We start from the raw sequence: 15,017 nt of genomic DNA on the forward strand, positions 1-15,017 counted from the left end.
TAAACAGGAGAGGCTTCAACACCAAGTCACGTTGGGGTGAGAGCAACCATGAAGCGAAATCAGCATGCAAAAGCCGCCGGCAATGCTGCCAGCGGCTTCCATAAAGCATATCCAGGGGAAATGGGAACAGGTTCCCTGCCCGGAAGGGCGCAAAACAGCCTGTTAGAGCGTTTCAGTGCTTTTAGTAAAACTCTGAAACGCTCTCATATCACAGGCTCGTTATCTTAAGCAGCCAGATCGCGCAGAACCGTCTGCAGGATGCCGCCGTTGTTGACGTAGGTGACTTCGTCAAGCGTATCGATACGGCAGACCAGCGGCACTTCCTTCACGGAACCGTCGCTATAAGTGATCTTGGCAATCTTCTTCTCGCGCGGCTTGATTTCGCCATCGAGGCCTTCGATCGTCACCAGTTCATCGCCCTTGAGGTTGAGCGAGGCCCAGGTGGTACCTTCTTCGAAGACGAAGGGAACAACGCCCATGCCGACCAGGTTCGAGCGGTGAATACGCTCGAAGGACTGAGCGACGACAGCGCGTACGCCGAGCAGGTTGGTGCCCTTGGCAGCCCAGTCACGCGAAGAACCGTTGCCGTATTCCACGCCCGCGAAGATGACCAGCGGAACGCCTTCTGCCTTGTACTTCATGGCAGCGTCGTAGATCGACATCTCTTCCTTGGACGGATAGTGGATGGTGTAGCCACCTTCCTTGCCGTTCGGGCCGAGCATGTGGTTGCGGATGCGGATATTGGCGAAAGTGCCACGCATCATGACTTCATGGTTGCCACGGCGGGTGCCGTACTGGTTGAAGTCGGTCACGGCCACGCCATTGCCCATCAGGTAAGCGCCAGCCGGAGACTGCGCCTTGATCGAACCGGCCGGAGAAATGTGGTCGGTGGTGATCTTGTCGCCGAAGAGACCGAGAACGCGAGCGTTGACGATGTTTTCGACGCCCCTACGAGCCTGCTTCGGCATGCCGACGAAATAGGGCGGGTTCTGGACGTAGGTGGACTTGTCGTCCCAGGCATAGGTCTGCCCTTCCGGAACCTGCACGGCCTGCCAGTTCTCGTCGCCCTTGAACACGTCCGCATAGCGGGATTCGAACAGCTCGCGGGTGACGTATTTCTGGATGAATTCCTGCACTTCGGCAGAACTCGGCCAGATGTCCTTGAGGAAGACGGGGGTGCCGTCCTTGTCCTCACCGAGCGGCTCGGTGGTCAGGTCCTTCTGGACCGTACCGGCGAGCGCGTAGGCGACGACGAGCGGCGGGGAAGCCAGGTAGTTGGCCTGAACGTCCGGCGAGATGCGGCCTTCGAAGTTACGGTTGCCGGAGAGAACGCCAGCCGTGATCAGACCCTTGTCGTTGATGGTCTTGGAGATCGGCGCCGGCAGCGGGCCAGAATTGCCGATGCAGGTGGTGCAGCCGAAGCCGACCAGGTTGAAGCCCAGAGCGTCCAGTTCCTTCTGCAGGCCGGACTTTTCAAGGTATTCGCCCACAACCTGGCTTCCTGGAGCAAGCGAGGTCTTGACCCATGGCTTGGACTTCAGGCCCTTGGCAACGGCGTTGCGGGCGAGAAGGCCGGCTGCAATCAGCACGCTCGGGTTCGAGGTGTTGGTGCAGGAGGTGATGGCGGCAATGCAGACATCGCCGTGGCCGAGGTCGAAGCCTTCGCCTTCGACCGCATAACGCGTGTCGATCTGGCCTGGCTTCTTATAATCGGCTTCCAGCGCGGTTGCGAAGTTCGGTGCGATGGTTTCGAGCGGCAGGCGGCCTTCCGGACGCTTGGGGCCGGCCATCGACGGCACGACATCGTTCAAATCGAGTTCCAGCGTGTCGGTGAAGACGAGCTGCGAACCGTCATTGTCGCGCCACATGCCCTGCGCCTTGGAATAGGCTTCGACCAGCGCGATGCGGTCCTTGGCACGGCCGGACATGTTGAGATAGCCAACGGTGGCGCTGTCTACGGGGAAGAAGCCGCAGGTGGCGCCGTATTCGGGACCCATGTTGCCGATGGTGGCGCGGTCTGCAACCGGCAGCGTGTCGAGGCCGGGGCCGAAGAATTCGACGAACTTCGAAACGACGCCCTTCTTGCGCAGCATCTGCACGACGGTCAGAACGAGGTCGGTCGCGGTGACGCCTTCCTTGAGCGTGCCGGTCAGCTTGAAGCCGATGACTTCAGGCAGCAGCATGGAGACCGGCTGGCCAAGCATGGCAGCTTCGGCTTCGATACCGCCCACGCCCCAGCCGAGAACGCCAAGGCCGTTGATCATGGTGGTGTGGCTGTCTGTGCCGACGCAGGTGTCGGGATAGGCGGTCGTTTCGCCGTCTTCTTCCTTGGTCCAGACAGTCTGGCCAAGATATTCGAAATTCACCTGGTGACAGATGCCGGTGCCCGGAGGAACAACGCGGAAGTTCTTGAACGCCTGCTGACCCCACTTCAGGAAGCGGTAACGCTCGCCATTGCGCTGATATTCCAGCTCAACGTTGCGGGCGAACGCCTGCGGCGTACCGAATTCGTCGACGATGACCGAGTGGTCGATAACCAGATCGACTGGAACCAGCGGGTTGATCTTTTCCGGATCGCCGCCGAGAGCCTTGAGGCCGTCACGCATGGCGGCCAGGTCGACGACGGCGGGAACGCCGGTGAAGTCCTGCATCAGCACGCGGGCGGGGCGATAAGCGATTTCAGCTTCCGTCAGACCCTTGTTGGTGAGCCAGGAAGCAACGGCCTGGATGTCGGCCTTGGTGACCGAACGGCCATCTTCGTTGCGCAACAGATTTTCAAGCAGCACCTTCATGGAATAGGGCAGCTTCGACACACCGGCCAGGCCATTGGCCTCGGCTTTCGGGATGCTGTAATAGACATAGTCCTTGCCATCGACGGTGAGCGTCGACCGGCAATTGAAACTGTCGAGCGATTTGGACACGGAATAAACCCCGCTGATACTGATAGCCAACACATACGTGCGGACGCCTATGCACTACATGCACATCAGGATGCGGGTGCGACCATTTCCGCTGTCCGCCCGTGAAAATCGCAGATGCAACATTCAAGTTCGGCGCTAGGATGATGGACACGCCGGTCGCTGGCGTGGTTGCAGGTCTTATAGAGAATTTCCAAGAACTGTTCCAGAGTGTAGAAGGCCAAACGGCACAAATTTTTAAAGGCAGTAAGCTTTGCTAAACAAAGGGGAAATCACCCGGCTAAATGCCCTGAATCTGGCAGCGAGACGCGGCGAGGATCTGCTGTTTAGAGGCGTCTCCTTCACGCTTTCGGGCGGCGAGGCACTGGTGCTGACCGGCCGCAATGGCTCGGGCAAATCGACCCTGCTCCGCGTCGTCGCCGGCTTCATCCGGCCCGACCATGGCACGGTCGCTTACGAATCACCCGGAGCCGAACCACGACCGGTGCGCGAGGTCAGCCACTATCTCGGCCACCGCAACGGCATGAAGGCGGAGCTGACCGTGACAGAAAATCTCAGCTTCTGGAAAGACTTCCTGGGCGATGCCGATCAGGGGACAAGCCTCGACATCGAGGATGCCGCAGAACGCGTTGGCCTCGCCGGCATTACCCACCTGCCCTATGGCTATCTCTCAGCCGGACAGCAGCGACGCTTCGCCATGGCAAGGCTGCTCGTTGCCCATCGTCCAGTCTGGCTTCTCGACGAGCCGACAGCGGCTCTGGATATCAAGGCGGATGCGATGTTTTCCGGCCTTGTCCGCGACCATCTGACGGGGGGAGGCATGGTCATCGCCGCCACCCATCAGCCACTGGGACTCAACAATCCGCAGATGCTCGAGATGAAGGGCTTCGATTACCGCGACATGGAGGACGCTGCGTGATCGCTCTCTTCCTGCGCGATATAAAGTTGTCCGTCCGGGCGGGCGGCGGCGCCCTGATCGGCGTGCTGTTCTTTCTGACAGTGGTGGCGGTCATTCCGTTCGGCGTCGGGCCTGACATGAACCTTTTATCGCGCATTGGCCCGGCCATCGTATGGATCGGGGCGCTGCTGTCGGCCCTGCTCGGGCTCGACCGGCTGTTTCAGGCAGACCGCGACGATGGATCGCTCGATCTGCTGCTAATGCAGGAAACCCCGCTTGTCGTCACCGTCTTCATCAAATGCCTTGCCCATTGGGTGGCCACCTGCCTGCCGCTGGTCATCGCCTCGCCCTTGCTCGGCCTGTTCATGAATATGAGCGAGACCGCGATCGGCGCCGTGATGCTGACACTGCTGGTCGGCTCGCCGGCCCTCACCTTCATAGGCGCTGCCGGTGCTGCCGTGGCCGTGGCCCTGCCGCGGGGCGGGCTGCTGGTGTCGATCCTGGTGCTGCCGCTTGCCATTCCCGTGCTGATTTTCGGTGTCAGCGCTTCCTATGCCGCAGTGGAGGATCCGGCGCCTTTCCTTCCTCCCTTTCTGTTCCTGAGCGCGCTGACGCTGTTCTTCGCGGTCATCGGACCGAGTGCTGCGGCGCTGGCGCTGAGAAACATGGCGGACTGATCATATTGACAGCCTGCAATTGATCGCGATCAATTGCAGCAACCCATTCCTCCGGATAGAAAGCAGCATGACCGAAACCCGCCTCGCCCCAACCAAAATCGGCGCCCGCCTGAACGCGCTTGCCAATCCGACCCGGTTCCTGGAGCTGGTGGCGCGTGTCTTGCCATGGATGGCCATTCTTACAGCCTTGCTGTTTGCCGCCGGCCTCACTCTCAGCTTCACAACCGAAGGCGACTATCAGCAGGGCGATACGGTGCGGATCATGTATATCCATGTGCCCGCCGCCTGGCTGGCGATGATGTGCTATTCGGTGATGGCGATTTCCGCGATCGGCACACTGGTCTGGCGCCATCCTCTGGCCGATGTCAGCCACCGCGCCGCAGCACCGCTGGGGGCTGCTTTCACCTTTATCGCGCTGGTCACCGGCTCTCTCTGGGGCAGGCCGATGTGGGGCACATGGTGGGCCTGGGGCGATGCGCGCCTGACCTCGGTCTTCATCCTGTTCCTGATGTATCTCGGCCTGATCGCGCTGAACCGCGCCATGGACGACCCCTCGAAATCGGCACGGATCAGCGCCGTGCTGATCCTGGTCGGCTTCGTTAACATCCCGATCATCAAGTTCTCGGTAGAATGGTGGAACACGCTGCATCAGCCGGCCAGCATCATGAAGCTCGGCGGCCCGAGCGTCGATCCCGAGTTTCTGCGGCCGTTGCTGATCATGGCAATCGCCTTCACGCTGCTATTTTTCACGCTGCATCTGATGGCGATGCGCAACGAAATCTGGCGCCGGCGGATCATGGCCCAGCGCCGGCTGGCCGCCCGCATCGCCTCCCAGGATAGCGCATCATGAAATACGCCTTCTACATCGGCACCGCCTACGGGCTGACGGCCACCGCCATTCTCTGTCTCATCCTGTGGATCTGGCTCGACGGTCGCGCCCGGCTGAAAGAGTTGAAGGCGCTGGATGCCGCCGGCATCCGCCGCCGGTCCGCAGCAACCACAGGGCCCCACTCTTCGGCGGAACAGGTCTGACCATGCACGACGAGGCAAGTTCAACCACCGGCGAAACCACCAGCAAGCGTGGTCTGTCGCGCTACCTGCTTGCGGCGCTGCCGCTCGCGGTCTTCGCGTTGATTGCCGGTACCGCCGGGAAAATGCTCTATGACCAGGACGTCAATGGCAAAAATGTCAGCGACATACCCTCGGCGCTGATTGGCACCAAGGCACCGACCCTCGACCTACCGCCGCTCGAGGGCGCCAATCTGCCGGCACTGACCTCATCCGCCATTGCTGGAAAGCTGACGCTGGTCAATGTCTTTGCCTCCTGGTGCGTGCCCTGCCGAGACGAGCATCCGCTGCTAAAGCAGCTGAGCAATGATCCGCGCATCCAGATCGTCGCCATCAATTACAAGGACAAGAGCGATAACGCTCTGCGCTTCCTCGGCGAACTCGGCAACCCCTACAAGGCCATCGGCATCGATCCCAACGGCAAGGCTGCCATCGACTGGGGCGTCTATGGTATCCCCGAAAGCTATCTCGTCGCGCCCGACGGCACGATCGTCTATAAAAGGGTCGGCCCCTTCGACGCCCAGTCGATCGAGCAAGGACTTTATCCGGCAATCCAGAAGACGCTGGCCGTCAAAGACCCTATAGTGCCGCCTGCCAAGCCTTGATCGCATCAACCGGCCAGACCAGCATCAGCACGTTCAAAGTGAGGTTGTCGCGGATCAGGAAGCCGGTCAGCAGTTCGAAACCCACTGCGATGGCAATTGTCAGCCAGATCGGCACGCGGGCAGCAAACAGGAAGCCCAGCATCATGAACACCGTATCCATGCCGGAATTCAGGATGCTATCGCCCTCATAGCCCACGGCCATGGTGGTCGACCGATAGCGGTCGATGATAAGAGGCGAATTTTCCAGCAGTTCCCAAGCGCTTTCTATCAGGGTCGCAAGCGTCAGCCGCTGGGCGAAAGAGCCACCCCGCAGGACCAGCCAACCCAGGCCATAAAACAGGAAGCCGTGGATGATATGCGAGGGCGTGTACCAGTCGGCAAGGTGCTGGGAGTTGCCCGGCGTATTTACGCCCGGCTCGAACAGTTTCACGTAGCCGCAGGAGCAGATCCAGATCCTGCCCATGAAGTGCTCGGCCAGGACCTGCACGATGAGAATGATAACGGGAACTGCAAGCCAGAATGAGGCCGCGTGATGGGTTTTCGGCGAGCCCGCCGAAGCGTCCATTTGGCCGTTCACTTGCCCGCCTCTTCGCCCTTGTCGAGCGAGTGTTTCATGATCAGCGGCATCTGCGCCAGAGTGAAGAGGATGGTGATAGGCATCGTGCCCCAAACCTTGAAATTCACCCAGACATCGTTGGAGAAATTGCGCCAGACCGCCTCGTTCAGAACCGCCAGAAACAGGAAGAACACACCCCAGCGGAGCGTGAGCTTGCGCCAGCCCTCGTCATCCAGCTGGAAGGCCGCGTTGAAAACATAGCCGAGCAACGACTTTCCGAACGCAAGCCCACCGAGCAGCACGACGCCGAACAGGGCGTTGACGATGGTCGGCTTCATCTTGATGAATGTGTCGTCCTGCAGCCAGATCGACAGCGATCCAAACACCAGCACCACGACGCCGGACACGAAGGGCATGATCGGCAAGTGCTTGAACACAATTTTCGAAATGATCAGCGACAGCACGGTGGCGGCCATAAACAGCGCCGTGGCAATAAACAGTGGACCGCCCACGGCGGTCAGCGCCGGAAAATGCGACGCCAGCCACTCTCCCCTGAGATTGCCGAAGAAGAACACCAACAAGGGACCGAGTTCCAGCGCCAGTTTCAGCATGGGATGATGCTGTTCCTTTGCGCTTGCATCTGGGGCGCTTGCATCTGGGGCGCTCACATCCCGGCCTGCATTTCCAACGGTCATGGTGTCCTGCTCTGCTGAATTGGGAGAAAGGGGCGTCTACGGGGCAATTGCGTCGAATTACGGGCCGAAACCGGCAATGGCACGGGCGAAATCCTCGGCCTCGAAGGGTTCGAGATCATCCACCCCTTCGCCAACACCGATGAAATAGACCGGCAGCTTATGCTTGGCGGCGATGGCGACAAGAATGCCGCCTCGTGCCGTGCCATCCAGCTTGGTCATGATCAACCCGTTCACGCCAGCCACATTGCGGAAGATCTCGACCTGGTTCATGGCATTCTGGCCGGTGGTAGCGTCCAGCGTCTGCAAAACCGTGTGCGGCGCATCCGGATCGAGCTTCGACAGCACGCGCACGATCTTTTCCAGCTCGGCCATCAACTCGGTCTTGTTCTGCAACCGGCCAGCGGTATCGATGATCAGCACGTCGGACTTCTCGGCCCGCGCCTTTTCGAAGGCGTCATAGGCAAGCCCCGCCGCATCCGCGCCGAGCTTGGTGCCGATAAAGGTCGAGCCGGTCCTGTCGGCCCAGATCTTCAGCTGCTCGATGGCGGCAGCGCGGAACGTATCGCCCGCCGCCAGCATCACCTTCAGGCCGGAGCCAGAGAGCTTGGCGGCCAGCTTGCCGATCGTCGTGGTCTTGCCGGTGCCATTGACGCCGACGACCAGGATGACATGCGGCTTGTGATTGAGGTCGAGCGCCAGCGGCTTTGCCACCGGCTTCAGCACCTTAACGATTTCGGCCGCCATGATCCGGGTCACATCCTCGCCGGTCACGTCCTTGCCATAGCGTTCTGATGACAGCGTACCGGTGACCCGCATTGCGGTTTCCACACCGAGATCGGCCTGGATCAGCAGGTCTTCCAACTCCTCAAGCGTCTGCTCGTCGAGCTTGCGCTTGGTAAACAGCGCGGCGATCTGGCCGGTCAGTTGCGAGGAGGTGCGAAACAGCCCGGCCTTCAGCCGCTGGAACCAGCTCTGCTTTTCCTCAGGTGCTTCAGGCTCAGGTTCGACGAAAACCGCCGTCGAGAACCCCTTGGGCAGCGCAACTTCCGATCCGGGCGCAGCCTCTTCCGCCTCCTCAAGAAGCGCGTCGAAGGATGGCGGCAGGTCGGTCTCTTCCTCTTGCGCCTCTTCCTCGGCCTCCAGCAGCGATAGCGGCACGAGGCTCAAATCCTCTGCCGTCAGGTCCTCTTCGTCGTCGATAGTTTCATGAGCCGGCACATCATCGGCAGGGCCACCGGCAGTCTCCATCTCCTCGGCCAAAACAGGATCGTCGGCGACAGGCAGATCCTCGACCCGCGCATGCGGCTCGGTCTCGGCGGCGATCGCGGCCTGCTCCTCGGGCGATAGGACAGCATCGGCCTGAGGCTGGGCCTCGTCAGCAGCCGGCTTCTCCTTGCCGAAGGTGAAGACTTTTTTGATGAATCCAAGCGCCATGATGTTCTTTACTTTTCAATATCAGGCCGCAGCAGATGCTGCCGCTTCCATGATCAGGTTGCGCCCATTGTGACCACCGATCACCACCTCGACAAGGGCGCCCGGCGGATGACCGGGTGTGGCGACCAGGGTGAAATCCTCGGTATGTGCCATCTCGTTTCGCTCGACCAGCAGCCGCTGCCTTGAACCGACCCTGCACTCAAGATGGGCATGATGCAGCCGTTCGGCAACCGCGCGAAGGCTCGCCGCCCGTGCCTTGACCAGGCCCCGATCGAGTTGAGGCATGCGCGCCGCCGGTGTGCCCGGTCGCGGGCTGTAGGGAAAGACATGCAGATGCGCAATGCCGATCTCCTGTGCCAGCCGGGCGGAATTCTCGGCCATCTCCTCGGTTTCCGTTGGGAATCCGGCAATCATGTCAGCCCCAAAGCTGAAGTCCGGCCGGAGCCGGCGCACCTCTGCGGCAAAGGCAAGGGCATCAGCGCGTGAATGGCGGCGCTTCATTCGCTTCAAGATCAGATCGTCACCATGCTGCAATGACAGATGCAGATGCGGCATGAAGCGCGGCTCGTCAGCGATCAGGTCGAGCAGATGCCGGTCGACCTCGATACTGTCGATCGACGACAGCCGCAGCCGCAGGATCTCTGGCACCTGTTTCAGCAGTGTCTTTGCCAGCAGGCCAAGGCTGGGCTGGCCCGGCAGGTCGGCACCGTAGCTGGTCGCATCCACACCGGTCAGCACCACTTCGCGGTAGCCGTTTTCGACAAGCCTGCGCGCCTGCTCCACCACCGCGCCCATCGGCACCGAGCGCGAATTGCCTCGGCCATAGGGGATAATGCAGAAGGTGCAGCGATGGTCGCAGCCGTTCTGCACCTGCAGAAAACCACGCACATGACCGTCGATATGACTGACCATGTGCGGCGCGGTCTCGGTCACGCTCATGATATCGTTGACGCGCAGTTTTTCGCTTGCGGCCACGCCGAAGTCCGGCAGTGCCTGATAACTCTCGGCCTTGAGTTTTTCCTCGTTGCCCAGCACCAGATCCACTTCCGGCATGGCGGCAAAGCTGGCCGCATCGGTCTGGGCGGCGCAGCCGGTCACCACGATCCGGGCTTGAGGGTTCTCCCGGCGAGCTCGACGGATGGCCTGGCGCGCCTGGCGCACCGCCTCACCGGTCACTGCACAGGTATTGACCAGGATGGCGTGATCAAGACCTGCTTTTAGGGCCTCGGCCTTCATCACTTCGGATTCGTAGGTGTTGAGGCGACAGCCGAAGGTGATGACGTCAACGCCGCTCACGAGACAGAGGCCTCGTTGTCGTTCAAAGCATCACGTTCCCAGGCGCCTGTTGCAGGATCGAGCCGCCCGGCCCATTCCCACTCGGCAGCTCCGGTCATGATCACATGGCCGTCACGCTCGCGCCACTCGATATCAAGGGTCTGACGGTTGGGGCTGGAGGCGACGGTAATCGTTACCTTGCGCTCCGTTCGCCCGGTCCTGACAGCCGAGACGCCAGCCGCACAGGCGGCAGAACCACAGGCCAGCGTCAGGCCGGCGCCACGCTCCCAGGTGCGGGTGACCATCGACGTCTTGGACGTCACCTGAGCCAGCGTGATATTGGCCTTTTGCGGAAACAGCGGATGGTTTTCCAGAAGCGGGCCGAAGCGCTCCAGATCGAAGGACATCGGATCGCGGTCCACCCAGAAGACGGCGTGCGGATTACCCATCGACATGACCGCGGGCGAATGCAGCACCGGCGCATCGATCGGCCCGATCTGCAATTCGATCCGGCTGGTGTCGTGGAACTCTTCCGATAGCGGGATCAGCTTCCAGTCGAAGACCGGCGCGCCCATGTCGACGGAAATCGAGCCGTCCTCATGCTCGACAGCGTTCAGGATGCCAGCCAGCGTCTGGAAGGTGAAAGCTTTTTGACCGGTCTCGACCGAGAGCGCCTGCACGACGCAGCGCGTGCCGTTGCCGCAAGCCTGAGCCAGCGTGCCATCGCAATTGATGATGTCGATATAGGCGAAGGTGCCTGCGACCTTCGGATCGTGGATCGCCATGATCTGGTCGAAGCTGGTCTGGGGGTCTCTGGCCAGCGCGATTGCCGCCTGCGGGGTCACCCGGTCGGAGCGGCCGCGCATGTCGACGACCAGGATCTTGTTACCAAGCCCGTTCATCTTCGCGAATTCGACCCGATTATCCATTGCGCCTCGTTCCTGCCGTTGTGAAGCGCTATATGGCGGAACTTCACTCAGAATGCCAGTCTTTGTAACCCAGGGTGCACCCTATCACAGTGGCGGCACGTCGAAAACCTCGCCAGCCCGAAGTGGCCTGAAGCGCTGCCTCTCGATACCGGCGGCATCAAGCGCCAGCCCCAGATGCTCCAGGGGTTCCAGCATCGGCTCGTCGGTCAACTGGAACGTGGCAAAGTGATGCCCGACGGCAAAGGCTGCCTTGCACAGCTTGAACCCTTCGACCGCTTCCTGCGGATTCTGATGCTGACCGCGCATGAACCAGCGCGGTTCATAGGCGCCGATCGGCAGGATCGCCAGCCGGAAATCCCCGAATGTCTCCGCCGCCTTGCGGTAGTTGATGCCATCATGAAAGCCCGTATCGCCGACATGGTAGATGCGTCCGGCTGGGGTCTCGATCACAAAGGCCGCCCACAGCGCCATGCGCCGGTCGCGCCCGCCGCGCGCCGACCAATGATGACACGGCGTGGCGGTCACCCGGACACCCTCTGCGACCGCCAGATGCCCGTGCCAGTCGAGCACGCTGACATGCGCCAAAGGTACGGCCCGACGAATGATCGTATCGTTGCCAAGCGGTGTGACGAACCTCGGCGCAAAAGCATGCTGCAAGCGCCGCAGCGTCCGGACATCGAGATGGTCGTAATGATTGTGGGTGACCAGAACCACATCGATGGGCGGAAGATCCTCGAACGCGATACCCGGCTCGATCACACGCTTCGGCCCGGCAAAGGAAACCGGGCTGACACGCTTCGACCAGACGGGGTCCGTCAGGATATTGACGCCGGCGACCTGTATCAGCAGCGACGCATGGCCAACCATGGTCACCCTCAGATCCTTGCCCGTCACGCGGTCCGCAGGTTTTGCCTTGCCTTGTGGCAAATCAACATGCCGGGGCCAGCGGGAACGGTTGCCGTTCATCTGCCAACGCAGGACGGAGGCAAAACCGAAAGGCAGAATGCCGCCAGGGTTGAAAAAATGGGTACCGTCGAAATGATCGGTCACCGGACCGCGATAATATGAATTTCTTTTTGCCATTTTGCCTTCGGTCGTTTTTATCGACGTCTTTCCTTGAAGTCACTGCTCCCTAGATATGAACAGACCATCGATTTTCGCAAACAGGTTTATGAATGATGTTCATAAAATCATTTTTCAAAGTCGCGGTCTTGGCAAGCCCAATCGTTATCGGTTTGACACTACCAACATCCGCCCAGTCACTTCCAGCCCCCATCAACGGCGTCAGTTTCGAAGAATGGGCCGCAGCCAATGCGCGCATGGCAAACAATATGGACAAAGCCGAGGTCGAACGAATATTGGGCGTGACCGACACCCAGTTTCAGGAGGTCGGCGACGGTTTTACCAAAGAATGGAAAGCGGCGCCCGACCCGAGCGGCACTTTCGCCAAAGCTTATGGCGAGGCCTTTGCAAATCCAAACGGCGGACGGTTTGCAGCGACACCCATGGACCCTCATCCAACGGAAAAACTCGCAAGTTTTGAAGATTATGCGCGGGTGCAGGGTCATCTGCAAGCTGCGGTCAAATTCGGAATAGATCCGCAAACTGTCCTGCGTGAGCATGGACTCACCACCTACGAATTCTCCCAGGAGGCCACGCGATGGGTGAAAAAGATGACAGGTGACGCCAATAATGGCGATACCCAGGTCATCATGCACTTGCACGACCGGTTGGCTTTTTACGAAGCCGAGTACAGCAAGCGCTACGCAAAGCCGTAGGCGCGGCCTGAAAAACCACCCCAAAGCACCGGGATCGCCGGGTCATTCTTGACTCTCGATCAAAATTGCTGTTTACCGCAGCCAAATCTGCGACGAGACACGACTCCGAGCCGCCGACCGGGACCCGCAAAGGTATAAAGAGATCCCGGAGGTCAACACCCGACAGCGCGATGCGCCCTCGGGTGGTTTTTGGCTTTGCGTCTTGTTTTCGCCCACGAGAAACCCGAGGTTTGGGGCAACCCAGCCGAAGAGGATGATGCGATGTTTGAAAGCCTGCAGGACCGCCTTGGTTCCATTCTGAATGGACTGACCGGCCGTGGTGCGTTGTCGGAAGCCGATGTTTCCGCCGCCCTGCGGGAGGTTCGCCGTGCCCTGCTGGAAGCCGACGTCGCGCTGGAAGTCGTGCGTACCTTCACTGACAAGGTTCGGGAGAAGGCCGTCGGCGCCGCCGTTCTCAAGTCCATCAAGCCCGGCCAGATGGTCGTCAAGATCGTCCATGACGAGCTGGTCGACATGCTGGGTGCCGAAGGCGTCTCCATCGATCTGCATGCGCCCGCACCAGTTGTCATCATGATGGTCGGTCTGCAGGGCTCGGGTAAGACCACCACGACCGGCAAGATCGCCAAGCGCCTGACCGACCGGGACCGCAAAAAGGTCCTGATGGCCTCGCTGGACACCCGTCGTCCGGCCGCTCAGGAGCAGCTACGGCAGCTGGGCGTACAGACCGGCGTCGACACGCTGCCGATCATCGCCGGTCAGTCGCCGACCGATATCGCCAGCCGCGCCGTCCAGGCTGCCAAGCTCGGCGGCCATGACGTCGTTATCCTCGATACCGCCGGCCGTACCCATATCGACGAACCCTTGATGGTCGAGATGGCCGACATCAAGAAGAACGCCAAGCCGCACGAAATTCTGCTGGTCGCGGATGCGCTGACCGGTCAGGACGCCGTCAATCTGGCGCGCAATTTCGATGAGCGCGTCGGCATCACCGGCCTGGTGCTCACCCGCATGGACGGCGATGGCCGTGGCGGTGCAGCCCTTTCGATGCGCGCCGTCACCGGCAAGCCGATCAAGCTGATCGGCGTCGGCGAAAAGATGACGGAACTCGACGAGTTCCATCCGCGCCGTATTGCCGACCGCATTCTCGGCATGGGCGATATCGTCTCGCTGGTCGAAAAGGCCGCCGAGAATATCGACGCCGAAAAGGCGAAGGCCATGGCCGAGAAGATGGCCAAGGGCAAATTCGACCTTGATGACCTCGCCGAGCAGCTTCGCCAGATGCAGAAGATGGGCGGCATGGGCGGGATCATGGGCCTGATGCCCGGCATGGCCGGCATGAAGGACAAGCTGGCGTCTTCAGGCATGGACGACAAGATGTTCGGCCGCCAGATCGCCATCATCTCCTCGATGACCAGGGCCGAGCGCGCCAACCCGGATATTCTCAAGCATTCCCGCAAGAAGCGCATTGCCAAGGGCTCCGGCACCGATGCCGCCGAAATCAACAAGCTTTTGAAAATGCACCGCCAGATGGCCGACATGATGAAAATGATGGGCGGCAAGAAGGGCGGCGGCATGATGAAGCAGCTGATGGGCGGCCTGGCCGGCAAGATGGGCTTGGGCGGCGGCATGGGGGGCATGCCCGATCTGTCGAGCATGGATCCCAAGCAGCTGGAGGCGCTTGCCAAACAGGCTGAAGCGGCCGGCATCAAGCCACCTCCGGGCCTTGGTGGCATGGGCGGGGGTCTTCCCGGTCTGGGTGGTGGAAAACTGCCCGGACTTGGTGGAGGTTTTCCGGGTCTTCCCGGACTACCGAAAAAGAAGTGAGGATCACTATTCATGATTGACCCCGCCATCAAGCAGGAACTCGCCGGTTACCGCCAGTCGATCGACAATATCGACGCGGCGCTGGTGCACATGCTGGCCGAACGCTTCCGCTGCACCAAGGCAGTGGGCGTGTTGAAGGCCAAATACGATCTGCCGCCCGCTGACCCGGCGCGAGAGGAATATCAGATCGGGCGTTTGCGGCAGCTTGCCAAGGACGCGCAACTCGACCCGGACTTTGCGGAGACCTTCCTAAATTTCATCATCAAGGAAGTCATCCGGCACCATGAAGCCATTGCCGCCGCACACGGCGGTCAAATCGAACAGACCGCCTGACGGCGGCCTCAACAACAAGCCGGACGA

16 protein-coding genes are annotated in these 15,017 nt (G+C 60.7%); 9 read left to right on the plus strand and 7 right to left on the minus strand.

Translation table 11 applies throughout. The annotated features are described in order from the left end of the window. Window positions 1–48: 48 nt before the first annotated feature. Window positions 49–228 carry a hypothetical protein gene (locus BJF91_RS24835; protein ID WP_139310757.1) on the plus strand — a complete coding sequence of 60 codons (180 nt, stop codon included), beginning with the start codon at window positions 49–51 and terminating at the stop codon, window positions 226–228. On the opposite strand, the gene acnA is transcribed toward BJF91_RS24835, so the two are convergent. Next, a complete protein-coding gene (acnA, locus tag BJF91_RS17770; protein WP_075616082.1) occupies window positions 225–2,921 on the minus strand; it encodes an aconitate hydratase AcnA in 2,697 nt (898 codons plus the stop codon). The two genes, BJF91_RS24835 and acnA, sit on opposite strands and share 4 nt — an antisense overlap. Window positions 2,922–3,171: 250 nt before the next feature. Here acnA and ccmA point away from each other — a divergent pair, with 250 nt between their 5' ends. From ccmA to BJF91_RS17795, 5 genes are all read left to right on the plus strand, one after another. Then, complete coding sequence (ccmA, locus tag BJF91_RS17775) at window positions 3,172–3,837, plus strand: heme ABC exporter ATP-binding protein CcmA (RefSeq protein WP_083943373.1); 666 nt, start codon at window positions 3,172–3,174, stop codon at window positions 3,835–3,837. Continuing rightward, on the plus strand, window positions 3,834–4,493 hold the full coding sequence (ccmB, locus tag BJF91_RS17780) for a heme exporter protein CcmB (protein WP_075615870.1): 660 nt from the start codon (window positions 3,834–3,836) through the stop codon (window positions 4,491–4,493). The genes ccmA and ccmB overlap by 4 nt, the downstream gene beginning before the upstream one ends. 67 nt (window positions 4,494–4,560) lie before the next feature. Then, complete coding sequence (locus BJF91_RS17785; protein WP_075615871.1) at window positions 4,561–5,343, plus strand: heme ABC transporter permease; 783 nt, start codon at window positions 4,561–4,563, stop codon at window positions 5,341–5,343. Further along, entirely contained in the window at window positions 5,340–5,525 is a 186-nt protein-coding gene (ccmD, locus tag BJF91_RS17790; protein ID WP_075615872.1) for a heme exporter protein CcmD, read from the plus strand. The genes BJF91_RS17785 and ccmD overlap by 4 nt, the downstream gene beginning before the upstream one ends. Before the next feature lie 2 nt (window positions 5,526–5,527). Then, a complete protein-coding gene (locus BJF91_RS17795) occupies window positions 5,528–6,166 on the plus strand; it encodes a DsbE family thiol:disulfide interchange protein (protein ID WP_075615873.1) in 639 nt (212 codons plus the stop codon). Here the strand turns inward: BJF91_RS17795 and BJF91_RS17800 are convergent. The 6 genes from BJF91_RS17800 to BJF91_RS17825 form a co-directional block, all read right to left on the minus strand. Continuing rightward, window positions 6,141–6,731 carry a DUF2585 domain-containing protein gene (locus BJF91_RS17800; protein ID WP_075615874.1) on the minus strand — a complete coding sequence of 197 codons (591 nt, stop codon included), beginning with the start codon at window positions 6,729–6,731 and terminating at the stop codon, window positions 6,141–6,143. The two genes, BJF91_RS17795 and BJF91_RS17800, sit on opposite strands and share 26 nt — an antisense overlap. An 8-nt stretch (window positions 6,732–6,739) precedes the next feature. Continuing rightward, a complete protein-coding gene (locus BJF91_RS17805; protein ID WP_075615875.1) occupies window positions 6,740–7,417 on the minus strand; it encodes a septation protein A in 678 nt (225 codons plus the stop codon). A gap of 57 nt (window positions 7,418–7,474) precedes the next feature. Beyond that, window positions 7,475–8,851: a signal recognition particle-docking protein FtsY gene (ftsY, locus tag BJF91_RS17810; RefSeq protein ID WP_075615876.1), complete on the minus strand. Its 1,377-nt coding sequence runs from the start codon at window positions 8,849–8,851 to the stop codon at window positions 7,475–7,477. 21 nt (window positions 8,852–8,872) lie between these two features. Continuing rightward, window positions 8,873–10,147 carry a tRNA (N(6)-L-threonylcarbamoyladenosine(37)-C(2))-methylthiotransferase MtaB gene (mtaB, locus tag BJF91_RS17815; RefSeq protein WP_075615877.1) on the minus strand — a complete coding sequence of 425 codons (1,275 nt, stop codon included), beginning with the start codon at window positions 10,145–10,147 and terminating at the stop codon, window positions 8,873–8,875. Then, complete coding sequence (dapF, locus tag BJF91_RS17820) at window positions 10,144–11,055, minus strand: diaminopimelate epimerase (RefSeq protein WP_075615878.1); 912 nt, start codon at window positions 11,053–11,055, stop codon at window positions 10,144–10,146. The genes mtaB and dapF overlap by 4 nt, the downstream gene beginning before the upstream one ends. Window positions 11,056–11,139: 84 nt before the next feature. Next, window positions 11,140–12,138 carry an MBL fold metallo-hydrolase gene (locus BJF91_RS17825; RefSeq protein WP_075615879.1) on the minus strand — a complete coding sequence of 333 codons (999 nt, stop codon included), beginning with the start codon at window positions 12,136–12,138 and terminating at the stop codon, window positions 11,140–11,142. Window positions 12,139–12,230: 92 nt separating this feature from the next. On the opposite strand from BJF91_RS17825, the gene BJF91_RS17830 reads away from it, so the two are divergent. The 3 genes from BJF91_RS17830 (at window position 12,231) to BJF91_RS17840 (ending at window position 14,990) form a co-directional block, all read left to right on the plus strand. Further along, on the plus strand, window positions 12,231–12,833 hold the full coding sequence (locus BJF91_RS17830; protein WP_075615880.1) for a hypothetical protein: 603 nt from the start codon (window positions 12,231–12,233) through the stop codon (window positions 12,831–12,833). Window positions 12,834–13,094: 261 nt separating this feature from the next. Beyond that, complete coding sequence (gene ffh / locus BJF91_RS17835) at window positions 13,095–14,657, plus strand: signal recognition particle protein (RefSeq protein WP_075615881.1); 1,563 nt, start codon at window positions 13,095–13,097, stop codon at window positions 14,655–14,657. A 12-nt stretch (window positions 14,658–14,669) separates the two neighbouring features. Beyond that, window positions 14,670–14,990: a chorismate mutase gene (locus tag BJF91_RS17840; RefSeq protein ID WP_075615882.1), complete on the plus strand. Its 321-nt coding sequence runs from the start codon at window positions 14,670–14,672 to the stop codon at window positions 14,988–14,990. Window positions 14,991–15,017 lie beyond the last annotated feature (27 nt).

Origin of the sequence: Gillisella taibaishanensis, from assembly GCF_001938985.1 — a bacterium.
Classification (GTDB): Bacteria; Pseudomonadota; Alphaproteobacteria; order Rhizobiales; family Rhizobiaceae; genus Allorhizobium; species Allorhizobium taibaishanense.

What these genes read in the sequence shown, in the direction of transcription:
- BJF91_RS17795 (WP_075615873.1), top strand. Translation starts at nt 5,528, where the DNA reads ATGCACGACGAGGCAAGTTCAACCACCGGCGAAACCACCAGCAAGCGT.
- BJF91_RS17785 (WP_075615871.1), top strand. Translation starts at nt 4,561, where the DNA reads ATGACCGAAACCCGCCTCGCCCCAACCAAAATCGGCGCCCGCCTGAAC.
- BJF91_RS17840 (WP_075615882.1), top strand. Translation starts at nt 14,670, where the DNA reads ATGATTGACCCCGCCATCAAGCAGGAACTCGCCGGTTACCGCCAGTCG.
- ftsY (WP_075615876.1), bottom strand. Translation starts at nt 8,851, where the DNA reads ATGGCGCTTGGATTCATCAAAAAAGTCTTCACCTTCGGCAAGGAGAAG.
- ccmD (WP_075615872.1), top strand. Translation starts at nt 5,340, where the DNA reads ATGAAATACGCCTTCTACATCGGCACCGCCTACGGGCTGACGGCCACC.
- BJF91_RS17800 (WP_075615874.1), bottom strand. Translation starts at nt 6,731, where the DNA reads ATGGACGCTTCGGCGGGCTCGCCGAAAACCCATCACGCGGCCTCATTC.
- dapF (WP_075615878.1), bottom strand. Translation starts at nt 11,055, where the DNA reads ATGGATAATCGGGTCGAATTCGCGAAGATGAACGGGCTTGGTAACAAG.
- BJF91_RS24835 (WP_139310757.1), top strand. Translation starts at nt 49, where the DNA reads ATGAAGCGAAATCAGCATGCAAAAGCCGCCGGCAATGCTGCCAGCGGC.
- ffh (WP_075615881.1), top strand. Translation starts at nt 13,095, where the DNA reads ATGTTTGAAAGCCTGCAGGACCGCCTTGGTTCCATTCTGAATGGACTG.
- BJF91_RS17830 (WP_075615880.1), top strand. Translation starts at nt 12,231, where the DNA reads ATGATGTTCATAAAATCATTTTTCAAAGTCGCGGTCTTGGCAAGCCCA.
- BJF91_RS17825 (WP_075615879.1), bottom strand. Translation starts at nt 12,138, where the DNA reads ATGGCAAAAAGAAATTCATATTATCGCGGTCCGGTGACCGATCATTTC.
- BJF91_RS17805 (WP_075615875.1), bottom strand. Translation starts at nt 7,417, where the DNA reads ATGACCGTTGGAAATGCAGGCCGGGATGTGAGCGCCCCAGATGCAAGC.